Source organism: Janthinobacterium silvisoli, assembly GCF_014200725.1.
GTDB lineage: Bacteria > Pseudomonadota > Gammaproteobacteria > Burkholderiales > Burkholderiaceae_D > Janthinobacterium.
Genome location: NZ_JACHCL010000002.1, coordinates 1,240,779 through 1,262,420, shown reverse-complemented (window position 1 = coordinate 1,262,420; position 21,642 = coordinate 1,240,779). Strand labels below are relative to the sequence as shown.

Below are 21,642 nucleotides of genomic sequence, written 5' to 3'. Positions count from 1 at the left end.
TGTCTTAGCAACAGCCGCCGCGCTTGCCGGCGCCGCCGTAGCGGGCTTCCTGGCGTTCGCGGAAAAACTCTTCATACGTCATCATCGGCTCGCCGGGGTGCGTCACTTCCCGGTGGGCCACGTAGGTGTCGTACTCGGGCAGGCCGCACATCAGCCGCATGCTTTGCCCGAGATAACGTCCTGCCTTGACGATTTCGTCAAACATTATTGCACCACTGGCATGGCCTGGAACGGCGATTCTTGCGTGCTCGGCTGGTTGTCGGCGCGCGCCTTGAGGATGGTGCGGATGCCAAACACCAGCACGCTGACGACCACGATCACGAAGAAGGCGGCCAGGCCGGCGTCCAGGTAATCGTTGAAGATGATTTGCTGCATCTGCGCCACCGACTTGGCGGGCGCCAGCAAAGTGCCTTCATTGAGCGCCGCCGAATATTTCTGGGCATGCGCCAGGAAGCCCACGCGCGGGTTGGCGTCGAAAATCTTTTGCCAGCCCGCCGTCAGGGTGCACAGCAGCAGCCAGATGGTCGGCACGATGGTGACCCAGGCGTACTGGCCACGTTTCATCTTGAACAGCACGCAGGTGCCGAGGATCAGCGCGATGGCGGCCAGCATCTGGTTGGCGATACCGAACAGCGGCCACAGGGTATTGATGCCGCCCAATGGATCGACCACGCCCTGGTACAGGAAATAGCCCCAGGCCGCCACGCACAAGCCCGTCGCCAGCAAGTTGGCATACACGTTTTCCGTCTGTTTCAATTTCGGGACGAAGCTGCCCAGCAAGTCTTGCAGCATGAAGCGGCCGGCACGCGTGCCGGCATCGACCGCCGTCAGGATGAACAGCGCTTCGAACAGGATGGCGAAGTGGTACCAGAAGGCCATCATGGCCTTGCCGCCCATCACGCCCGACAGGATGTGGGCCATGCCCACGGCCAGGGTCGGTGCACCGCCGGCGCGCGAAATGATACTGTGTTCGCCCACGTCCTTGGCCGTTTGCGTCAGCATTTCTGGCGTGACATAAAAGCCCCATTGCGAAATCACATGGGCGGCCGAGTCGGCCGTGCTGCCGATCAGGGCGGCCGGGCTGTTCATGGCGAAATAGATGCCAGGCTCGATGGTCGAGGCGGCCACCAGGGCCATGATGGCGACGAACGATTCCATCAGCATCGCGCCATAGCCGATGAAGCGGGCGTGGCTTTCGTTTTCGATCATCTTCGGCGTGGTGCCCGAGGCAATCAGCGCGTGGAAACCGGACACGGCGCCGCAGGCAATCGTAATGAACAGGAAGGGGAACAGATTGCCCGACCAGACGGGGCCGGAGCCATCGATGAACTTGGTCATGGCCGGCATTTTCAGGTAAGGCGCGACGACGATGATGCCGATGGCCAGGCCCAGGATGGTGCCGATCTTCAGGAAAGTGGACAGGTAGTCGCGCGGCGCCAGCAGCAGCCACACGGGCAGTACGGAAGCGATGAAGCCGTAGCCGATCAGCATCCAGGTCAGTTCGGTGCCGGTAAAGGTGAACATCGGGCCCAGCACAGCGGATTCCTGCACGTATTGGCCGCCGATAATGGCCAGCATCAGCAGCACGAAGCCGATGATGGAAATTTCACCGATGCGGCCCACGCGGATATAGCGCGAGTACACGCCCATGAACAGCGCGATAGGAATCGTCGCCATCACGGTGAAGCTGCCCCATGGCGAGCCGGTCAGCGCCTTGACGACGATCAGGGCCAGTACGGCCAGGATGATGACCATGATCATGAAGCAGCCCAAGAGGGCGATCATGCCGGGAATCTCGCCCAGTTCAGCCTTGATCAGGTCGCCCAGCGAGCGGCCGTCGCGGCGCATGGAAATGAATAGCACGATAAAATCCTGCACGGCGCCGGCAAATACCACGCCGGCCAAAATCCACAGCATGCCGGGCAGATAGCCCATCTGTGCAGCCAGCACCGGGCCGACCAGCGGGCCGGCGCCGGCAATCGCGGCGAAATGGTGGCCGAACAGCACATATTTATTGGTCGGCACGTGATCGAGGCCGTCGTTGTGCTTGTAGGCCGGTGTCATGCGGTTGGGATTGAGGCTCAGCACCTTGTCGGCGATGAACAGGCTGTAGAAGCGGTAGGCGATCAGGTAGACGCAGACGGCGGCGATGACGATCCAGATGGCGCTGATCGGTTCGCCGCGCTGCAGGGCGACCACGCCCAGTGAGCCGGCGCCGGCCAGCGCAAGCGCTGCCCAACCGAGCTGTTTCAATATGCGGTTCATGCTTCCTCCAAAGATTTGACGGGTACTGCGTCGCGATTCCGGGTACTGTTATTGATCTTGCCCAGGATGTTGCCAACGTGTGCCATGGCGTGCGCGCAGCTTATGGTGAGTATTCACGAACCGTATAATGATCACAAGCGCATCACTACGCAGTAACGCTAAGTATTACTACGCAGATCATTTATTACACCGCCACGTAAAATGGCGGCTACAGCAGACCTTCCGCCCCTTCTTGCATTCTTTCGCGATCGCAGCGCAGCCATGAAACTCAGACAGAAAGTCATCTTCCTGGCTATTACGCCGCTGATACTGGCCATGTGCGCGATCGCCTATGCCGTGCGGCACCAGGCCATCACCCTGGCGGAACAACAGCGCGCCACTATCGGGCAGGCGTATTTGGCCAGCAAGGAAGCTGAGCTCAAGCACTATGTGACCCTGGCCAGCCATTCCATCGCCTATCTCTACCAGTCGGGCCGCAAGGATGCCGCCGCGAAAGAAGAGGCCAAGCGCATACTGGGTGCACTCAGTTATGGCGACGACGGTTATTTCTTTATCTATGATTTGCAGGGTAATTCCCTGATGCATCCGCGCCAGCCCGAACTGGTGGGGCAAAACCTGTGGGACTTGCGCGATGCGAATGGCAACCTGACCATCCAGCGCTTGATGCAGCGGGCCAAAAATGGCGGCGGCTTCGAGCGCTATAACTGGATCAAGCCATCGACCAATAAATCGGCGCCCAAGCTCGGGTATGTGATCCTGATGCCGGAATGGGGCTGGATGATGGGCACCGGCATTTATATGGACGATGTGGACCAGGCGCTGGACAAGGTCGACGCCCAGCAGTCAGGCAATATCCGCTCGACCATGCTGTGGATCGCCGCCATCGCCATCCTCGGCTCCCTGCTGGTGGCCGGTTCCGGACTGGTGCTCAATATCAGCGAATTGCGGGTGGCCGATGCCAAGCTGAAAGTGCTGGCCCAGCGCGTGGTCGAGTCGCAGGAAGAGGAGCGGGCGCGGTTGTCGCGCGACTTGCATGACGGCATCAGCCAGTGGCTGGTATCGATCAAGCTGCAGATCGAGGCGGGCATCGCGCGTTTATGCGGCAATGCCGAACAGCAAGCCAAGGCGCCCGCCACCTTCGAGCGGGCTGCCGAGCAATTGAACAAGGTACTGGGCGAAGTGCGGCGTATCTCCCACAATCTGCGCCCGGCCATCCTCGACGACCTGGGCCTGGCCGCCGCGCTCGACCATCTGGTGCAGGAATTCAATGACAGCAGTAGCGCCCAAGCCAGCTTTGCAGCCAGCCCGCCCAACGCCGGCGAAGGCTTGCCCGACATGGTCAATACCGTGCTGTTCCGTATCGCCCAGGAAGCGCTGACCAATAGCGAGCGCCACGCCAGCGCCAGCCGCATCGAAGTCAGCCTGCATGGCAGCGAGGGCGTCTCGGGTGCGGTGGAGCTGCGCATCGCCGATAATGGTGGCGGCTTCGATTTCGACGGCATCGCTCTGCATCCGCAGCGCGGCATCGGCTTGCGCAACATGACGGAACGCATGGAAGCCATCGGCGGCAGCCTGCATATCGCTTCCACGCCGGCTGGCACTGTGGTGCTGGCGCGGCTGGATCTTCAACAATAAAAACAAATACTAAAGAAAAATCATGACTGAAAGCATACGCATATTGCTGGTGGACGATCATCCGCTGGTGCGCGACGGCTTGCGCGCGCGGTTAGAAGCGGTGCCCCATTTCGACGTGGTGGCCGAGGCGGGCGGGGCCGACGAAGCACTGGCGCAGGCGCGCACGCACGCCATCGACCTGGTGCTGATGGATATTAATATGCGCGGCACGAATGGCATCGAAGCGACAGCGCTGTTCAAGCAGGCTTTCCCGCAGATTGCGGTGCTGATTTTGTCCATGCACGACAAGCTGGAATATGTCTCGCAAGCATTGCAGGCAGGCGCGCGCGGTTATGTGCTCAAGGATGCGCCGGGGAAAGATATTGTGTTCGCCATCGAAACCGTGATGTCGGGCGGCATCTATTACAGTGCGGGGCTGGCGCGGCAATTGTCGCGGCCGCAAGTGCACGATTCCTTCCTGACCACGCGCGAGCAGCAAGTGTTGCAGCATATCGCGGCCGGCCAGTCTAACAAGCAGATCGCCCGCGTGCTGGACCTGAGCGTGCGCACGGTGGAAACGCACCGCCTCAACATCAAGCGCAAGCTGGGCATCGAAGGCCAGGCGGAGCTGATCAAATATGCGGTGGAACACGCGCAATTTGATGGTGGCGTAGCTTAAGTGCCAGGGTAACAGTGTTTTATTGTGCAAATGCATGGATTTGGGAAATGTTTTTTTTGAACATTTGTTGCCAATATTAAACTGTCTATGGGGTGAGATTCGGATAGAATGATTCTCGCTGTCGAAATTGCATGCTTGCCTGGCGCAGGCGTGTGAACGATGGCCAGTTTATTGACCATTGCGCCTTACCCACACTGAGATATCGATGTCAGCGTCTGAATCAAACCTGTTTCCTTTGGTGGGATTACAAGCAGTTGCTAATGCGCATAATGAATGGGTGGCAGTCACCCTGCATGTGCCGCAACATGCCACCGGCCCGCTGACGGCCGCTTTCGGCGCTGCCGATGTGTTTGCCTTGCTGGCGCCCCTCGATTGCATCATTCCGCTGGCCGACCCCCACAGCGTCGACGAGGCACTGCTGGCGCAGCTGACGCCGCAACGCACCATCTTCCGCCTGCCGGCCGCCCTGGCTGCCGACAAGCCGATCCAGAAAAAATGCCTGCAATGGCGCGATGCCGGCTACCGCATCCTGCTCGATGGCCCGGATGCCGGCCCCGTCATGGCCGCCCACGTCGATGCGCGCGCGCTGAGCGTGGATGCATCCAGCGAACTGCCGGGCCTGCACCAGCTGCTGCCGCTGCCGGGCCCGCACCTGGCGTATAACATCGATGACGAGGAGCAACTGGCTGCCGTTTCGGCGCTGGGCGTGAGCTGGTTTGCCGGAGGGTACGCGCTGCGCAGCGCCCGCCAGCAAAACGATGCCGACGAAGGCACCTCGCGCCGCCGGCTGCTGGCGCTGCTGGGCTTGCTGGCCCGCGATGCCGACGTGCATGAACTGGAAGTGCCGCTGAAACAGGACCCGGCGCTCAGCTACCATTTGCTGAAACTGGTCAATTCGGCGGCCTTCGGCTACACGGCGCCGATCAGCAGTTTTCACCAGGCGATCACCTTGCTGGGCCGGCGCCAGCTGCAGCGCTGGCTGCAATTGCTGCTGTATGCGCGCCAGCAAGACGATGGCAAGATCCATGCGCTGCTGCCGCTGGCAGCCGTGCGCGCGGCGCACATGGAAGCGCTGTGCGCCTTGCGCGGCGGCGACCGCGACCAGCAAGACCTGGCCTTCATGGCCGGTGTATTTTCCCTGCTGGACGTGCTGCTGGGCATGTCCATGGCGGAAATCGTTGCAACCTTGAATCTCGACCATGGCGTGAATGACGCCCTGCTGGCCCGCAGCGGCGAACTGGGCGCCTTGCTGGCGCTGGTGGAAAGCGGCACCCATCCGCCCGCCGCCCTGCTGGCCAGCACCGGCATCGATGGCGAAACCTATTGGCGCAGCCTGCTACAGGCTTACCAGTGGGCCATCCAGCTGAGCCGGAACCTGTAGCATGATCTTGCTACCGGTGTCCGATACCCTCAATGAAAGCGCCGCCCTGTGCGACGCCGTCGTGCGTTTGCGTGGCGCAGCACTGGTAGCCGAACTGGGCCGCATCGCCAGCGCCGTGATGGCCAGCCCGCATGGCCAGTTCCTGCCTGCACCGCCGCCATCCAGCGGCGAGCTTAGCCAAGCACTGCCGATCTTGCCCGGTGATACCCCGGGAATGCTGCAGGAAATCAATTTCGATGGCCAGTGCTTCGGCTACTTTGCCGTGTCGGGCCGCGATCAATACGGCGAGCAGGACCGCCGCCAGCTGGCCAGCCTGGCCTCGCTGACGGCCGGCGTGTTGCAGGTGCACTCGCTGGCGCAGCGCTCCACGCATGCCTACGCGCAAGTCGAAGCTTTGCTGGCGCAGCAGACGCAAATCCTCGACCAGTTGCATGAATCGGTGCTGACGACCGATCTGACAGGCTACATCACCAGCTGGAACAAGGGCGCCGAACGCCTGTTTGGCTATTCTTCGGTGGAAGCGGTGGGCCGCAACATCCTGTTTTTATATGACGAGGAAGAAACCGGTTTCCGCGACGCCTTTCTGGAGCAGGGCGGGCGCTTGATGGAAGTGCGCCGCCGTAAAAAATCCGGCGAAGTCTTCTGGGCCAGCCTGTCGCTGTCGCCGCTGCGCGACATGGATGAAAAACCCGTCGGCCTGATCGCCTACCTGACCGATATCACGGAACGCAAGCTGGCCGAAGAGCGCTTGCACCACCTGGCGTATTACGACCCGCTGACCAGCCTGCCAAACCGCACCCTGCTGACCAAGCTGGTGGACCAGGCGCTCTCCGTAGCGCAGCGCAGCAAGATGCTCGGCTGCGTGCTGTTCATCGACCTCAACCGTTTCAAGCTGATCAACGACACCCTGGGCCGGCGCATCGGCGACGAATTGCTGCGCCAGGTTGCCCAGCGCTTCCGCCGCGTCTTGCGCGACCAGGACCTGGTGGCCCGCCTGGGCGGTGACGAATTCGCCGTCGGCCTGTTCGACATCGGCCAGCATTATGAAGCCAGCACCGTGTCGCAAAAGCTGCTCGCTTCCCTGGTGCAACCGTTCCTGATCGAAGGCCACGACTTGCGCGTGGGCGCCAGCATCGGCATCAGCGTCTATCCGCAAGACGGCCACGACGCCGAAACCCTGCTGCGCCTGGCCGACATCGCCATGTACCGGGCCAAGCAGGACAGCAGCAGCGAAACGGAAAGCGTGGCTTTCTACAGCCAGGACATGAACCTGGGCATGCAAGCGCGCATGCGCCTGGAAACCGGCTTGCGCCACGCGCTGGCAGAACAGCAATTGCTGCTGCACTACCAGCCAAAGTATGCCCTGGCGAGCGGGCGCATCATCGGCGCCGAAGCCCTGGTCCGCTGGCGCCACCCCGAACACGGCATGATCCCGCCGGCCGACTTCATCCCCCTGGCTGAATCGACGGGGCTGGTGGTGCAAGTAGGCGAATGGGTGCTGGAAGCAGCCTGCGCCCAGGCGCAAGCCTGGAAACAAGCGGGCTTGCCACCGATCCGCCTGGCCGTTAACGTCTCCGCCCGCGAATTCACCTCGGCCCTGCCCGCCAGAGTGGCCGCGACGCTGGCCCGCTACGGCCTGGAAGCAGCCTGGCTGGAACTGGAAATCACCGAAAGCACCCTGATGCACAACATCGAGCGCGTGATCGGCATCATGGACCGCATCACGGCATTGGGCGTGGCCTTGTCGCTGGACGACTTCGGCACCGGCTATTCCAGTCTGTCCTACCTGAAACGCTTCCCCATCGACACCCTGAAGATTGACCGTTCCTTTACCACCGGCATCCCCACCGACACCAGCGACTGCGCCATCGCCAGCACCATCATCAGCATCGCCCAGCAACTGCACCACAAAGTCATCGCCGAAGGCGTGGAAACAGCCGAGCAGCTAGCCTTCCTGAAAAGCTCAGGCTGCGACGAAGTCCAAGGCTACCTCTTCTCCCGCCCCCTGCCAGCAGCCGAGTTTGAACGCGAGCTACGGCAAAATTGGGGTATATAGCTTAGTTTTTCTTCAACCCACCCCACCCCCATTGGTAAGCCCGCCCGCTTTATGTATAATGCTGCCATCTGGAAGCGTGGCCGAGTGGTTGAAGGCACTAGTCTTGAAAACTAGCGACGGGTTAAACTGTTCGTGAGTTCGAATCTCACCGCTTCCGCCAAGAAATAAAGAAACCGCCTTCGGGCGGTTTTTTATTGCCTGTCGGAAGCGAGCAGGGCGCCTGCGCGCCCTGCGTGTGAGATTCGAAGGGCTGGGCCTACCGGCCCAGCCCGCCCCGAATCCTCCAACCGCTGCCGCTGCGCGGCAGCCTTGCGCGCCTGCGGCGCGCTTCGTGGTTCTAATCAGGTTTTCGACTGAGCTGGCTTTTACGTCCCCATTGCATCAGCCTGTGCCTGAAAGGCAGAACTGGCCCTCGCTCCGCAAATCCTGCCGGTTTCCGACGTGGCCGCCAAGAACGAATTTTTCAACATCAAGAGCGTAACGCGCGACGACCAGCTGGCCGCGCACCGCGTGCCGCCGCAGCTGATGGGCATCTTGCCGAACAACGCAGGCGGCTTCGGCGCCGTGGAACCAGCCGCGCACGTCTTCGCCCGCAATGAGCTGGTGCCCCTGCAAACGCAGTTCCTGGCCATCAATGAATGGGCCGGCGTGGAAGTGGTGAAGTTCGCGCCGTATGAGCTGGGCCTGGCCAAGGAGGGCGGGCAATGAGCGATCACGTAGACAACACCGATAAGATCATCTTTGCAGAGGTCACGCGCGGTCTGGCCGCCGTGCGCAGCCGTCCCGCCCTGGTGGCGCGCATGGCTGCTGCTATTTCTGCGATGAAGCATTGGCGCCGGCCATGCTGTTCTGCGGCGTGGACTGCCGCGACGATTACGACAAGGAGCAAGCGGCCAAGACCCGCGCCGGGCGGCCAGGATGATCGCCACGCTGCACTAGCTGGTAGGGCAGGGCGCGACAGCCCAGCCGTGCCAGACTGCCCCAGCCACCGCATAAGCCGCCCATAAGGCGGCTTTTTCACGCCCTGATGAATAATATTGCCGTTGAGGCAAGAAAATCGACGATTTCGGCCCGGCGCGCGCAGTTGTCCCCCCTCCACACTTGCCCGCTATATAGAGATTTTTTGACTCAAATTTGCGCCATGGCCGAAGGCGCATGAGGATTGGCGCGGCGGGGCGAAGAGGGGGCGTGCGATTTGGCGCATTTTGACGCACTTTGAACATTTTTGTGCTGCTTTGGCGGGGACATGGAAGTGTTAGCTTTTATGTTCCAAATAAGGTTTATTGGCCTTCTGTTGCCCGTGCCTATTCTGCCTGTTTAAGTGATAGAGGCCATCAAGTACACTGTATCAATGAATTGATGAAAAGGAGTCAATGCAATGACCAAAGAAAGCGAAATTCAATCTTGGATAGTTCAACTGACGGATAATAGGCAAAATTTTGTTGTGAGCGATTTATATAGTGTTTTGAGGTATGAGAAAAGCTCACTGGGGCAAGAAATGAAGTGCGAGGTCGAGCAGTACGGACGTGTCGCCGGTCTTTCCCGATTTCGACACCGCTCAGCTCGCGAGGCCTGCCGTGTACTTAAAAGCCTCTTCGAACCTAGGTTCAAAAGCGCGAATATAAACATCTCCAATGTCACCGGTATGGTTCTCAAGCCAGATCTGGTTCTCGAGGATGAGATTAGTGGAGCTTTTATCATCGTGGAACTTAAACGTAGCAAGAAGGCTGCTCGTGAGTTCGGGACGGAATTGCTTGCCTATACAAACTGTTTGTCTCAGCAACATCCGGGTTCGCAGGTTTTCCTCGTACTGATTTCCACCAGCTTGGCTCCCCTGGAGAAACATGCCATTGCTGAGTTAGCGCACCGGCACATTCCTGTTCTCGTTTTGGAGTATCGGGATCCTGATGTAGAGGAATGCACGCCTACTCTACTGGTGCGTTCCGATTTACTTCCTAGTGCAAGTGTTCAGACATTTCCTGAGACGGCTTTGAGCGTAGATACAAAGGTTTTTTTTCTTCCACCTAACTGGGATTTGAGAGAACATATTTGTTGTTTGCATAATCATGTTGAGCACGCAATTGTAGGGCTGGTTCGTGAGGCAGAAAGAGGGCGCGCCTCAGGATTTGTGATAGTTTGGTATTTGCTTGACGAGGTGCAACGTTATCTCGCACATGGCTTGGAGACCAGGTTGTTTGTCTCGATGGCAATTCGCAACCCTTGTCGTCCTCAGGAGTTTCCAGTTTTTAAGACGGCCAAGGAAAGGGAACAATTCGCGAGGTCAAACACATTCACGGAGCTCACTGATGACACAGCTGTGCGGCTCCTAAGAACTCTTGAAATCGGTGAGAACTTCGATTCCTATTCATCCGAATCTGAAGGAACTTGGGCGAATTTTCAAGCAAGGCTCGAAAGCGATAGTGCTCATATTTTGCGTTTCGATAGCTTCGGTGAGATAGGGGATCATGTAAACAGGTGGCGTACGGAAAAGCGCTATACTTTGCGCCCAGTTATTTCGGACACTACTTCATTTTCAGCATGGCATCCGCTCACGTGGCTTCCTGCGCTGGAGTCACTCATCGATTCGAGTGATCAAGAGGATGGAGATCCGCTTGCATGGCATGCATTCCAGCGTGGTAAAGACCTTAATGAGTTCAGGCGACGGTCGCACCGGAGAGGGGTGAATGATCGCCATTTTGGAAGAGCGGCTGCTGATGCACATTTCGCTCGTACCTGGTGTGATTTCATAGAACATCGCGATGCGCCGAAGCTACGTACTAGCGTTGTAAAAATGGCGCTTCGTTGCCATGTTGACGATTTCGATTTGGCGGTCGAGTTCGCCTCAGATATTGTCGCTGAAGAGGGGAAATTGGCCAGTTACTGTTTTGCCCTTGGAGCACACGTAAGTTCACGTTGCAACAACGTTGAATATCTAGTGAAGCAGCGAAAGCAACTACGACGTGAAAACATTTTTCTACCCAAAAAGCTTGATAGACTGGTTGATGACATAGCAATTGAAAATGGGTACGATATTATCTCTTCTACCCTGGACGGGGCGCAATAGGGCGAGGATGTGTGGCGATGATGAGCGAGAATCTCCAAGTTTATTGATTGTTTTTATTTTTAGCTTTCATACAGTCTAAACACCTTGTCTAAAGTAGCTGCACACGGGAGAAATCGTTTCCGCATCACTGACTCAGGCTAGTTACTACAGTGGCAGGGTAAGACGGAAATGAGGTCATGTGTGCGGAATGAAATAGTACGTAAATTATTGAAATATAAAGGGTATTTTGAAGACTTGAAAACTAGCGACGGGTTAAACTGTTCGTGAGTTCGAATCGCCCACCTGCTGCCGCTGCGCGGCAGCCTTGCGCGCCTGCGGCGCGCTTGGTGGTTCTAATCAGGGTTTCGACTGAGCTGGCTTCTACGGCGTACAACGCATCAGTCCGTGTCTGAAAGGCAGAACTGGCCCTCGCTTCCCGCTGGCGGGTCTGTATCGCAGCCCAGGGTCTTTCGTTATTCGGCGCAGGTCAGTGGCGCCGCTACCTGCGGCCCATCCACGCCACGGTTCAATTCCGTGCTCACTGCATGCCATTCGAACAGGTCGGCGTCGAGCATAGCCGTGCGCGCGATGTGCATGGCCTCGTTGGTTGTCAGCTTGGGATCGAGCCAACGGCGCGCGTCGTCGGCGCTGACGGCGACGGGCCTGCGGTCGTGAATGTCGACCATGCCCCCGACTGAATCCGCAGTGACCAGGACGAAGCCCGCTTCCTCGCGGTTTTCCTTGAATGGCCCGAAGTTGGCGAGCGCGAGCAGGAACAGCGGCTCACGGTCTTTGCGGTGAGTGTGCCAGGGTTACTTGTGGCCCTTTCCCCCGTCCATTCATACCAGCCCGACGCGCAGACGATGCCGCGTCCGGCGCGTAGCAGCGGCTTCCAGTAGGCGTCTGCCAGCTTTTCCACGCATGCGTTGAACGCGATGGGGATCTTTTTCTTGCCAGGGGTAGGTTTGGCAGCGGCGGCCCAGGCAGGGCGGCAGCTCCAAAAGGTGTCATTGAGGTGCGGCTGATTGTCGTTGAGGCGCAGCACCGGCACGTAGGTGCCGGGAATGACGTTGAAGTGCATCTGCTCCTGGCTGTCAATAGTGGCGTCCGTCCACCCGATGGCATTCAGGTAGAGTCGCGAATTCTCGCTCATGTCAACACGTCCGCACATGGAAAAATGATAGCTGGTTTTTAACTTTGATATACTGTATGCATATACAGTATTTATTGTAGGTGATGCGATGAAAGTCAGGATGGTGATGATGCGAAAGCTGGGGCTGGAGATACCGCGCCGCATGCTGTCGGATCGGTACACGGTGACCTATCGCGGAATGCTCACGATCATGGACGTGACAGACCAAGGGTTGCGGCGCCCGGTCAAGGTCGCCAGGCTGACCCAAGGCGCGCGCGATGGGTATGAGCTGATTGACCCACATATTTTGTGGGCGAACGACGGCCGTTTCACGCTTTCTGGTTTCGAGCGCGTCCGCAATGATGCCGGGGAGCTGGTGAGCTATGACCAGTCTTGGCTTTGTAGCATAGAAAACTATGCTGATAATGTGTCCGATGAAGAAGTAGGTTTCCGAAAAACCATGGGGGAAGGTACTTTATTCTATTTAACTTATGTTGCTTTTTTTAATTTGTTACAAAGTGTGTATTTTGTGGGTCGGCAAATAGCTAGTATGGTGAAGATATTTTAATTGTTGAAATTAGAACATCTTTTTTTTGCTCACGCAGTGGGCGGTAGAAAAATTCATGGCGTACATAATAAATGATTGCTGAACCTAAAGTCGGGCGCCTACTAAAGATAGGTATGTATCTCCTGTCATTGTGGTTACTATTTGTACTGATATTTGTCAATAAAATAAGTATAGATATATGTTTTCAATGCTCTCTTGCTTCAAAGGCAGAAATTTTAAAAATTGTTTCAAATAATTTTTTGCCTTTAATGTGCATATTCTTTCTTGTTGTTTCTAGCTTTTTTTATTTTAGATTTAAGTATCTAATAAATGGTGCGAAGCAAGGTCCAAAAATTATATCCGAAATACAGGACAAAGGAGCAGAACATCTGGTTTTTCTGGCCACATATGTGATTCCGCTTGTTGGGTTTGCATTGGAAAATGTCCGGCAAATAATAAATCTAGGAATTACCTTGATTATATTGGGGGCTATATATATAAGAACAAATCTTTTTTATGCTAATCCTACTTTGTCACTTTTAGGATTTAAGATTTTCTCAGCGAAAATCGATGGAAGGGAAATCATTTTGATATCTGATGAGAGGCTTGAAGCTGGTGATTCTGTAAATTATTTGCCTTTGGATCACACAATTTATTTTGCAAAAAAAGCCATAAGGATATGATGTGAAAAACATTGAAAATTTGAGTGCGGGATTAGAAGCAATTTTCGTGGATGGTATGAATTTCGAGGTTTTTTTAGGTGTTGAGGAGAATGGTGAGTTAATTTATTTACGTGGAGATTTGGATCAAAAATCTACCGATGGAATTTGTGAAAGTTACGTTGAAAGTGTGCGAAAATTCTTTAAGAATGACGCTTTGTGTACGTTGCCCCTTTCAGAAATTGATGCTAGATCAGACGTATTGCTTGGCTATGATTTGCCAGATAAACCAGTTGACTTTAAACCTCTTGAAGATTTATTGGTTGCCCAGAATGTAGGTGATTTTTCATTTAAAAATCATGAAATTTCTGATGTGAAAACTATTGCAATAAGGATTTCGTCGGCAGTTTCAAAAGTGATATTTTTTAAGCAGATGTATCCAGTTTCTTATGTTAAGCAGAATCAGATAATGCTTCTTAAGGCTGGAGATAGGTTGACATATTTGCCTAGCGATGTGTTGAAGATTTCTGGCGGATTTGATTTGATTTTATTTGATGATTATTTCTATATAAATGAGTTTAAGAAGTTTGAAAAATCTTTTAAATTTTATGTTGTTGCTAAACAAATTCAACGAAAAACTTCTAATGTTATCATCGCTCTCAACATTGTTGATGATGTAAAGTCGTATCTCTTGAATGGACTGGCGCCACAGAAAGATTTTCTTCGAGTTGCAAAAAGTGAGGTTTTAGCATTGCCTCCTGCTACTATCTTGCAATTTGCAGTATTGAATCAATCAATATTAGGATTTAATATTGTAAATTCGCGCATTCAATTAACATCAAAAGATAGTGTTAAGAAATTAATTAAACTACTAAATGATGATTATCTTAAATCAACATTAACTCAAAATGATTATGATAGTTTGGCTAAAAATAAAATGGCATAATTTTTTGGTTGAGTTGAAAAAGCTAATTTAAGATGCAAAAAATAATATTTATGACCTGAAGGATTTTTTTCATGTGGATAAGAAAATTCTATGTTGTACTCGCTTCCCTAAAAGCAAAGATTTTGGAGTTTAATTCTCTAAAATTGAGACGTTTCGCCTTATCAAGTCGTGAGTTATAGTGTAACTGAGCGATTCCTATTGTAGGTAGCATAGTAGGTATGATTATGGATTTATATTGCTAAAATGGCCTAAAACCTAGTTATGTGGCTTACACCGCTTCCGCCAGGAAATAAAGAAATTACCTTAGGGCGTTTTTATTGCCTGTCGGAAGCGAGCAGGGGACCTGCGCACCCTGCGGGATACGAGGGCCGATACGAGGGCCAGTTCTGCCTTTCAGACACGAACTCATGCGTTATGCGTAGTAGAAACCAGCACTAATCGCGGATGCGAGGGTCAGTTTGAGCTAGTCCGGTTTTCATGGACATCCTAATAAGGGACAATGTGAGGTAGTTAGGCTTTCCTAACCACTCAAACCACCGCCCCCCCAACCCCCTCCGGCCTCCTTGCCAGCAACTCAGACACCCGTTGCAACCCCGCCCGCAAGCGCCCCCTGTCCTTGATACTCCCCAAAGAAATCCGAATCGCGTTCACGTAGCCGCTGCCGGTAGCAAACGCCTCCGCTGGCGTGACGGCGATGCCGTAGCTGGCGGCGGCGTGGGCAAGTTGGGATGAGTTCCAGTACGCCGGCAATTCGAGCCATACATGCAAGCCGTCCCCGGAGCCGCTATAGCGCCCCGCCAGGATATCGCGGGCCATGCGGTGGCGCAGGCGCGCTTCCTTGCGTATGCCTTCCATCAAGCCGCCAGCCGAACCGTCGAGTATCCACTGCGTGGCCAGTGCGGCTGTCAGGGGCCCGGCCATCAGCGCAAATGAGCGTAGCGCGACGAGGAAACGTTCGCGCTCGATCGGGTCGCGTATCAGCACGAAGGCGATACGCAAGCCTGGTGTCAGGCATTTCGACAGGGTGGAGATGTAGAGCACCTGTTGCGGGGCAAAGGTGGCTATCGGTGGCGGCGGGACGTCGGCAAGCAGCCAGTAGGGATCGTCTTCGACGATGCGTACATGGCAGCGCTGCGCGATGCTGGCGAGCTGCTTGCGCCGGCGTTCCGGCATGGTGATGGCGGTTGGGTTCTGCAATGTTGGATTCAGATAGACCAGCCCGGGCTGGTGCTGGCGGCAGGCTTGCTCCAGCATCTCGGGCAGCATCCCGTGCTGGTCCGCTGCCACTGCAATCAGGCGCCGGCCGAATTGGGCCGCTGCGGTACGCAAGCCTGGGTAACTCATGGGCTCTGCCAGGATGACATCGCCAGGCTTGGTCAGCGCAAGGATCAAGGCGGCGATTGCCGCTTGCGCACCGGGACAGACAAGCAGCTGCTGTGAATCGAGAGGTCCAAACATCGGCGCCAGCCATGTGGCGCCAGCCTTGCGGTCGGAGTCGCTTCCGCCGCCCAGGTGGTAAGTCATCAGCAACTCATTGTCGGCCCGCATCAATACTTGGGACAAACCTTGTTTCAGCATGTCGTCGAAGTCCACGCCAGCTGGCGGCGGCGGGGTATTCATGCTCAGGTCGAGGATGGCGTTCAGTTCGACTTTCGGCGCCGCCACATACGTGCCCCGGGCGCCGCGCCCCTCCAGCAAGTTGCGGCGCCTGGCTTCGTCGTAGGCGCGCGTGATCGTCGTCAGGTCGACGCCGAGTTGGGCTGCCAGCTGGCGCTGCGGAGGCAGGCGCTCGCCCGGGGTCAAGGATCCGTCTGCCACCGCCGCCTGCAAGGCATCGGCAATCTGCAAAAAACGTGGCCCTTTGTTCGCCGCCAAGCGCGGCAGCCAGGGTGGCAAATCTTCATCTTGTATGGTTTTTAACTGGGACATTTTGTCTCAATGTATGGAAATTGTTTTCAAGTAGTATGCCTCAGAACCTGCAGCAACATCCTCCTTGCATGGCTGGCTATAATGAAAGAAGCAAACAGGATGCCTGGAGGGGGAGGGGGCTGGAACAAAAAATGTCGCTGCTGAAGCAGCGTTTTGAGGAAATGCTCCTCACGATAGATAGTGTCAAGTAATCAACTGGAAATACGCAAAATCATGGACTGGATCCCTATAGTCTTCGTGACATTCAAGGCGCTCGTGCTCTGCACGGGCATGTTCTTCGCCATCAAGTGGCATTACGATCAAGGGAAGAAGGGGCGGCAGCAGGAGCGGCGCGAGGTCCTGCGCGCGACCGGCAAGGCGGTCGCCATCTTCGTGCTATTGCTCGTGGGCCTGGGATTCGTCACCTACGACCTTGTCAGGATGCTCGGTCTGGAAGTGGCCTTTTCATGATGGACAAGAATGGTCTGCCGATATGCCGTGATGCGGCAGCCATTCGCCGATACGGCTCGGGCAGCATCGGCAGGTGGGACAGGACTCGCTTCGGCAGATAGCATAGCCATCAGGCATGACATTGATGCGCTTCATAGCCCTTGTATGAGATCGCCTCTGATGCTTCGCCAACATGGGTGGAACGTCAGATTGCGCTGCTGACATCGCAACTGGCATTTTGCTGGTACGCTTTGCAATTCCGAAAGACACCAGCAACTACAAGGAGCGGGGCATCGCCCGCGTCAGGAGAATAATGACTATTAATGCCAAACTGAAAAAGCTTAAAGATAAATCCATGGGCAAAGGTGAGTATGCTGTCGCTGCAGCCGCTACCCATCTGTTGGAAGATATCGACTGCATGGATAGGCAAATTAACCTGGTCGGGGCGCTGCATGAGGTTGGCTACCTTCAAAACTCTTTGTATCCCTACTGGAAAGAGTTCAGAACTGATGAATCGGTATGGATAGAACGCTGTTTGGGCAGGCTGATCATTTCTGATCATGACTATTGGGCGCTTGCCTCGCTTCTGGGGTGCAATGGTCCAACGACCATCAGTATTGCAATTGCCAAGGGCTTCAAATCAGCTGCAGTGAGGCTTTACGAACGTTTTGATAAACCCAATGTCCACGTCAATACTTTATATTTATCAGCTATTGGAAAAGTGCTGCATCCTATCGTGGAAATCGGCTATGACACAGATGAAATGAAAAATGTAGACGTGGGCAGAGCGCGTGCGCTTTCTTTGGAAAACGAGCAGTGGCAGCCAGGCGACAGTTTGGGCGTGGGAAGACTTTCAATTTCTATGCAAGCAAAACTTCCGCACGGCGCATGGCGGACCGTCTGGACCGATTTCAACGCGTTTCAGTAACACTCCGAGGCCAACTTTTTGTGGGCGGCGAACGCTATCGATGATGGTTCACAAGATGGTCTTGGAGCAGAACGATATCAAACGCGATCAGTGGTATTTTTAGATGACTTATTTGGAACAGCATACTATTGATATGTTTCAGCCTAAATCTGGATTGGAAACTCTCCCTGCGTATAGATTTTCCAAAGTTTGTTAATGAAGTCGATATCAATTTTATTTTCGAATGCCTGCGCGATCAGCCCCATATCGTCCGATACATAGCCAGCAAGATCAGAGTTTTTACTCATTAAATAAACATTTTTGAATGTAGTCTCTCTTATCTCCTTAAGTGTGCTGTCTTCAGGCGGACAAGATGAAGTTACTTTTTCATAGCTAACGCTCCATGCGCTATCAAACTCAAAAGAATACCTTGAGTCTAATTGCGTATCCCAGTCGGTGTTTTTCTTGAAAATAATCTCAAGAAAAACACCGTCATTTACTTTTGATAAAATCTCGCTTGCGGATATCATCTCGATCTTTTTCTTGTTGACTTGATCATTATTTCGTTTAATTCCTCGTTGAATTCTGCTAGCCAGGGTCCGCTCTGACATCCCGTCACAAGCTCTTCCTTAAAAATAACTGGCTGATTCACAGCCCCACGCCATGATAGACCCGGATAGCGTGTCCTGGCAGATGGCGCCAGTGCGGTAGCGAATGGAATAAGCTCTGCGCTTGCGCTTAATGCATGCTGGCCGCATGTGGAATAACTTCAGCGCACACAGCGCATCTCTCGAAAAATCAATAGTGACAATATACGTAAATCGAGAAGGAAATTTTAGCTATTGTAGCGAATGCAAAGATAACCATTCAGCATCCTCGCTGAAAATTTCTACCGTGCGCTTGTGAACAGGAGGGAACCGACAGATTCTGCGGTGACTTCGCTCCCGCTTTCGCTCCATTAGCCACTCTTTTATTAGGATTCGATCATGCATCGTTATTTAAGAATGCTGTGCCTGGTAATTATCTCCGCACTTCCTGCGTATTCGTTTGCGCAGTTTACCGGCCATCTGGAACTCTTGCCCGCCGGATGCGAAGCGAGCGGGCAATGTACCTTGAAGAATAAATTACATTTCAAGGATGGCAGTAACGTGGAATGGGAAGCCAAGGCTGGGCTGGTGACCGATGGTGCGTCGATACCTGGCATCTTCCAGCCCATCATCGGTGCGCCATTCGATCCTTCTTTTATCAAGGCGGCGATTATTCACGACCACTATTGCGACCGGCATGTGCGGCCCTGGCGCCAGACGCACTACGTATTTTACGAGGGACTGATCGATCAAGGGGTTTCCATGGCAAAGGCAAAAACCATGTACCTGGCGGTGATGCTGGGCGGCCCGAAATGGACGCAGCTGATCCCTGGCATCGAATGTGGTCAAAACTGCGTCAACAAGGTTAATAACGTCACGACGGTCGCCGGCGTGCCTGGATTTTTGTACAGGAAGGCCGACTATTCCGCCCCCGACATTGCACCGGCAATGGCTACCTTGGCAGCCCTGCTGGAAGCCGATGCAGAGGCTATCTCGATAGAGGAAATCGATGCCTACGCCGAATCGCTGCGGCCTGGCGATTTTTACTTCCAGCATGGCGCCGAAGTCGCCATCAACGATACTGCCGCGATCGACTGACAACGCCGCACGCTACATGGATCATCAGAGCCGCACATCGGGGGCGGCTCTGCCATCGATCAGACACAAGCCCTTGCTTGCATCCATTGAACTAACTCCTGACCGCGTACTCCCGTAAATACCGCTCCAGGGTCAGCTCTGCCAACACCCCCAGCACCGCCGCCTGCGAGCGTGTGCTGACATCTTCAAAAATGCGGTCCATATTGGCGGTGACGAAGCAGCGGTGGGGAATATCGTCGCGGCTGGCGAATAACTTTCTGGTGGGGTTGATGGCGACGTAGATGTCGGCCAGGGTAATCTGTGCCGGTGCCTTGCCCAGTGTCACGCCGCCAAACTTGCCTTTTATCGAGCTGAGCAATCCAGCCTGCGACAATGGCACCAGCAATTTGCGCACGAAAGAGGGGTTCGAGTTCAGGCCGACCGCCAGCTGGGCCGATGAGACGATGTCTACCCCCAGCTGTGCCGCATTCGCCACGCTGAGCATGATTTGCAGTGCGCTCGAAAAGCGGAGATCGACCATGCCATTATCCTATTGAAAACAGCGATGATACCTGTATTCGGGGTGGCCAGTGGTTGCGGTCATAACTGTATCAATGAAAGTCTCATTTAAAAGTATAATGTACTTTCTATTGATACTTTTAAGGGGAAGCCATGTCTGAAGCAAGCAGCAAGTCGCAAGCCTTGTTTGATCCGCTGGAACTGGGCGCGCTGCGCCTGCCGAACCGCATCGTGATGGCGCCGATGTCGCGCCTGCGCGTGGGGGCGGATTTGTCGCCAGGTGAGTTGACGGCCCGTTATTATGCGCAGCGCGCCAGTGCCGGCCTGATCATCAGCGAATCGATCATGGTGGCGCCATATGGCGACGGTTATCCCGCCTTGCCGGCGATCTGGACGCCCGAACAGCAGCAGGGCTGGTCCAGGGTGGTGGCCGCAGTGCATGGCGAGCAGGGGCGTATCGTGGCGCAACTGTCGACCATCGGCAAGGCGCGTTTTGACACGGACGGTAAGCTGCCTTTTGGCTGGGCCATGGGCAAGCCTTTGACGCCGCAAGACCTCGACCTACAAGATATCGAGGCCATGATCACTGCCTTTGCGACGGCGGCGGCAGCGGCGAAGGCCTGTGGTTTTGATGGCGTTGAAATTCATAACGGCAATGGCTTTTTGCTGGACCGTTTTCTACGGCCCGGCAGCAATGCCCGCAGCGATCAGTATGGCGGCCTGATCGAGAACCGTTTGCGGTTGACCTTGGAGATTGTCGATGCGGCGATCGCGGTGTGGGGGCCGGGCAGGGTGGGTATCCGCTTGTCGCCGAGCGCTCCCGTCAATGGCGCGGCCGATCCGGATGGTTTGGCCACCTTCGGGCGCTTGCTGGAAGAACTGGACCGCCGCGCGCTGTCCTATGTTCACTTGACCCGGGTCAGCCCGGAAGACCGGCAGCAAGGCGCGGGCGATGGTATCGCCTTGAGTCAATTGCGGCGCCATTTCAGCGGCAAGATCATCGCCGCTGGAGAATTCGACCGGGAAGGCGCTGCATCGGCGCTAGCGGATATGCAGGTCGATGCGATCGCGTTTGGCCGTCCTTTTATCGCCAACCCTGACTTGCCACGCAGATTTGCGCTGGGCGCGCCACTGCATCCAGTCGATCCGGCAACCTTTTATTCCGCCGGGGAACATGGTTATACGGATTATCCGGTAGCCGCTGTCTAGGAGATTGCCAGGACGGTGAGAGGTATCCTGCGGGGCGTATGCTGTTCAGCATAGCCCCGCACTTGTCAGCCAGCCGTCTCGACAGGCTTGGATTCACTCGTAATGAGCTTCACAGTGGCGTGCGATATAAAACCGCTGCGCGTTTCATGGCGTGCATCAGCATAGCGGTCAATCTTGTTCAGGATAAAGCGCGGCAGGCTGATATTGATGCGTTCAGGCTTGCTATCGATCTTATCAAGGTCGATTTCGACCAAGGCCCAAATACCTCCGGCATATTCAGGGTGCTCCTGAAGGGCTGCGTTCTTGCTTTGAGCGATCTATACAGGCTCGCCCAGATCCAGCAAGGTCTCGATGTGGCTGGTGATGGTCTCATCTTTAAAAATTACAACGGGGATATCCATTTCTAACATTTCTTATGCCTGGATTCTTTGTTCAGCCGTCCATAAAGTCGCGGAAACCGAAGGCGCTACTCTGGCGGGGCAGTGATCGAATCCGCTTCTGTTCTCGATTCATCCAGAAAATCTTGGGACCACGAAAGTGTTGGCTTGCCATGGCACTTTACGACGTAGACACCCCAATTTGTAACTGAAAATGTCTTTTTTGTAATGGGTGCTAATATGAATCAGGGCTGTGGTGCTTCCCCAGCATCAGGCTGATGGTATC

The 21,642-nt window shown here is 55.1% G+C and carries 18 protein-coding genes, 1 tRNA gene and 2 pseudogenes; 15 read left to right on the top strand and 6 right to left on the bottom strand.

Features of this window, described 5'->3' with window-relative positions:
* Positions 1–4 precede the first annotated feature (4 nt).
* Both HDE75_RS15805 and HDE75_RS15800 read right to left on the bottom strand, forming a co-directional pair.
* Positions 5–205 carry a YbdD/YjiX family protein gene (locus tag HDE75_RS15805; RefSeq protein WP_183676791.1) on the bottom strand — a complete coding sequence of 67 codons (201 nt, stop codon included), beginning with the start codon at positions 203–205 and terminating at the stop codon, positions 5–7.
* The gene (locus HDE75_RS15800) at positions 205–2,265 is read right to left on the bottom strand and encodes a carbon starvation CstA family protein (RefSeq protein WP_183676792.1); all 2,061 of its coding nucleotides are present in this window, start codon (positions 2,263–2,265) and stop codon (positions 205–207) included. The genes HDE75_RS15805 and HDE75_RS15800 overlap by 1 nt, the downstream gene beginning before the upstream one ends.
* Positions 2,266–2,526: 261 nt before the next feature.
* Here HDE75_RS15800 and HDE75_RS15795 point away from each other — a divergent pair, with 261 nt between their 5' ends.
* The 7 genes and pseudogenes from HDE75_RS15795 (at position 2,527) to HDE75_RS15765 (ending at position 11,059) form a co-directional block, all read left to right on the top strand.
* On the top strand, positions 2,527–3,900 hold the full coding sequence (locus HDE75_RS15795) for a cache domain-containing protein (RefSeq protein ID WP_183676793.1): 1,374 nt from the start codon (positions 2,527–2,529) through the stop codon (positions 3,898–3,900).
* 22 nt (positions 3,901–3,922) lie between these two features.
* A complete protein-coding gene (locus HDE75_RS15790; RefSeq protein ID WP_183676794.1) occupies positions 3,923–4,558 on the top strand; it encodes a response regulator transcription factor in 636 nt (211 codons plus the stop codon).
* A gap of 205 nt (positions 4,559–4,763) precedes the next feature.
* Positions 4,764–5,939 (top strand): EAL and HDOD domain-containing protein, encoded by a 1,176-nt coding sequence (locus tag HDE75_RS15785; protein ID WP_183676795.1) that lies wholly within the window; start codon positions 4,764–4,766, stop codon positions 5,937–5,939.
* Position 5,940: 1 nt separating this feature from the next.
* A complete protein-coding gene (locus HDE75_RS15780; protein WP_183676796.1) occupies positions 5,941–7,995 on the top strand; it encodes a putative bifunctional diguanylate cyclase/phosphodiesterase in 2,055 nt (684 codons plus the stop codon).
* Positions 7,996–8,065: 70 nt separating this feature from the next.
* Positions 8,066–8,155 (top strand) — tRNA-Ser (locus HDE75_RS15775).
* Between the two features lie 260 nt (positions 8,156–8,415).
* Positions 8,416–8,703, top strand: a pseudogene (locus tag HDE75_RS15770) (phage portal protein); the annotation flags it as partial.
* Between the two features lie 670 nt (positions 8,704–9,373).
* Positions 9,374–11,059: a hypothetical protein gene (locus HDE75_RS15765; protein WP_183676797.1), complete on the top strand. Its 1,686-nt coding sequence runs from the start codon at positions 9,374–9,376 to the stop codon at positions 11,057–11,059.
* Between the two features lie 452 nt (positions 11,060–11,511).
* Here HDE75_RS15765 and HDE75_RS27035 read toward each other — a convergent pair.
* Positions 11,512–12,191 (bottom strand): annotated as a pseudogene (locus HDE75_RS27035) (SOS response-associated peptidase family protein).
* Positions 12,192–12,279: 88 nt separating this feature from the next.
* Between HDE75_RS27035 and HDE75_RS15755 the strand changes: the two are divergent.
* From HDE75_RS15755 to kwaB, 3 genes are all read left to right on the top strand, one after another.
* Positions 12,280–12,738: a hypothetical protein gene (locus HDE75_RS15755; RefSeq protein ID WP_183676798.1), complete on the top strand. Its 459-nt coding sequence runs from the start codon at positions 12,280–12,282 to the stop codon at positions 12,736–12,738.
* A 71-nt stretch (positions 12,739–12,809) separates the two neighbouring features.
* Entirely contained in the window at positions 12,810–13,400 is a 591-nt protein-coding gene (kwaA, locus tag HDE75_RS15750; RefSeq protein ID WP_183676799.1) for an anti-phage protein KwaA, read from the top strand.
* A gap of 1 nt (position 13,401) precedes the next feature.
* Positions 13,402–14,322 carry an anti-phage protein KwaB gene (gene kwaB, locus HDE75_RS15745; protein WP_183676800.1) on the top strand — a complete coding sequence of 307 codons (921 nt, stop codon included), beginning with the start codon at positions 13,402–13,404 and terminating at the stop codon, positions 14,320–14,322.
* 528 nt (positions 14,323–14,850) lie between these two features.
* On the opposite strand, the gene HDE75_RS15740 is transcribed toward kwaB, so the two are convergent.
* Positions 14,851–16,251, bottom strand: a complete 1,401-nt coding sequence (locus HDE75_RS15740) for an aminotransferase-like domain-containing protein (protein ID WP_183676801.1) — start codon at positions 16,249–16,251, stop codon at positions 14,851–14,853.
* A 210-nt stretch (positions 16,252–16,461) separates the two neighbouring features.
* Here HDE75_RS15740 and HDE75_RS15735 point away from each other — a divergent pair, with 210 nt between their 5' ends.
* Positions 16,462–16,701 carry a hypothetical protein gene (locus tag HDE75_RS15735; protein WP_183677975.1) on the top strand — a complete coding sequence of 80 codons (240 nt, stop codon included), beginning with the start codon at positions 16,462–16,464 and terminating at the stop codon, positions 16,699–16,701.
* 292 nt (positions 16,702–16,993) lie between these two features.
* Positions 16,994–17,608 carry a hypothetical protein gene (locus HDE75_RS15730; protein ID WP_183676802.1) on the top strand — a complete coding sequence of 205 codons (615 nt, stop codon included), beginning with the start codon at positions 16,994–16,996 and terminating at the stop codon, positions 17,606–17,608.
* 143 nt (positions 17,609–17,751) lie between these two features.
* Here the strand turns inward: HDE75_RS15730 and HDE75_RS15725 are convergent, their stop codons facing one another.
* Positions 17,752–18,198 (bottom strand): hypothetical protein, encoded by a 447-nt coding sequence (locus tag HDE75_RS15725; protein ID WP_221291869.1) that lies wholly within the window; start codon positions 18,196–18,198, stop codon positions 17,752–17,754.
* Positions 18,199–18,573: 375 nt separating this feature from the next.
* Between HDE75_RS15725 and HDE75_RS15720 the strand changes: the two genes are divergently transcribed.
* A complete protein-coding gene (locus HDE75_RS15720) occupies positions 18,574–19,272 on the top strand; it encodes a DUF1353 domain-containing protein (RefSeq protein ID WP_183676803.1) in 699 nt (232 codons plus the stop codon).
* A 91-nt stretch (positions 19,273–19,363) separates the two neighbouring features.
* Here the strand turns inward: HDE75_RS15720 and HDE75_RS15715 are convergent, their stop codons facing one another.
* A complete protein-coding gene (locus tag HDE75_RS15715) occupies positions 19,364–19,792 on the bottom strand; it encodes an RrF2 family transcriptional regulator (protein ID WP_183676804.1) in 429 nt (142 codons plus the stop codon).
* 131 nt (positions 19,793–19,923) lie between these two features.
* Here HDE75_RS15715 and HDE75_RS15710 point away from each other — a divergent pair, with 131 nt between their 5' ends.
* Positions 19,924–20,979 carry an oxidoreductase gene (locus tag HDE75_RS15710; protein ID WP_183676805.1) on the top strand — a complete coding sequence of 352 codons (1,056 nt, stop codon included), beginning with the start codon at positions 19,924–19,926 and terminating at the stop codon, positions 20,977–20,979.
* Positions 20,980–21,017: 38 nt separating this feature from the next.
* The gene (locus HDE75_RS27075; protein WP_465052541.1) at positions 21,018–21,386 is read left to right on the top strand and encodes a hypothetical protein; all 369 of its coding nucleotides are present in this window, start codon (positions 21,018–21,020) and stop codon (positions 21,384–21,386) included.
* Positions 21,387–21,642: the final 256 nt, after the last annotated feature.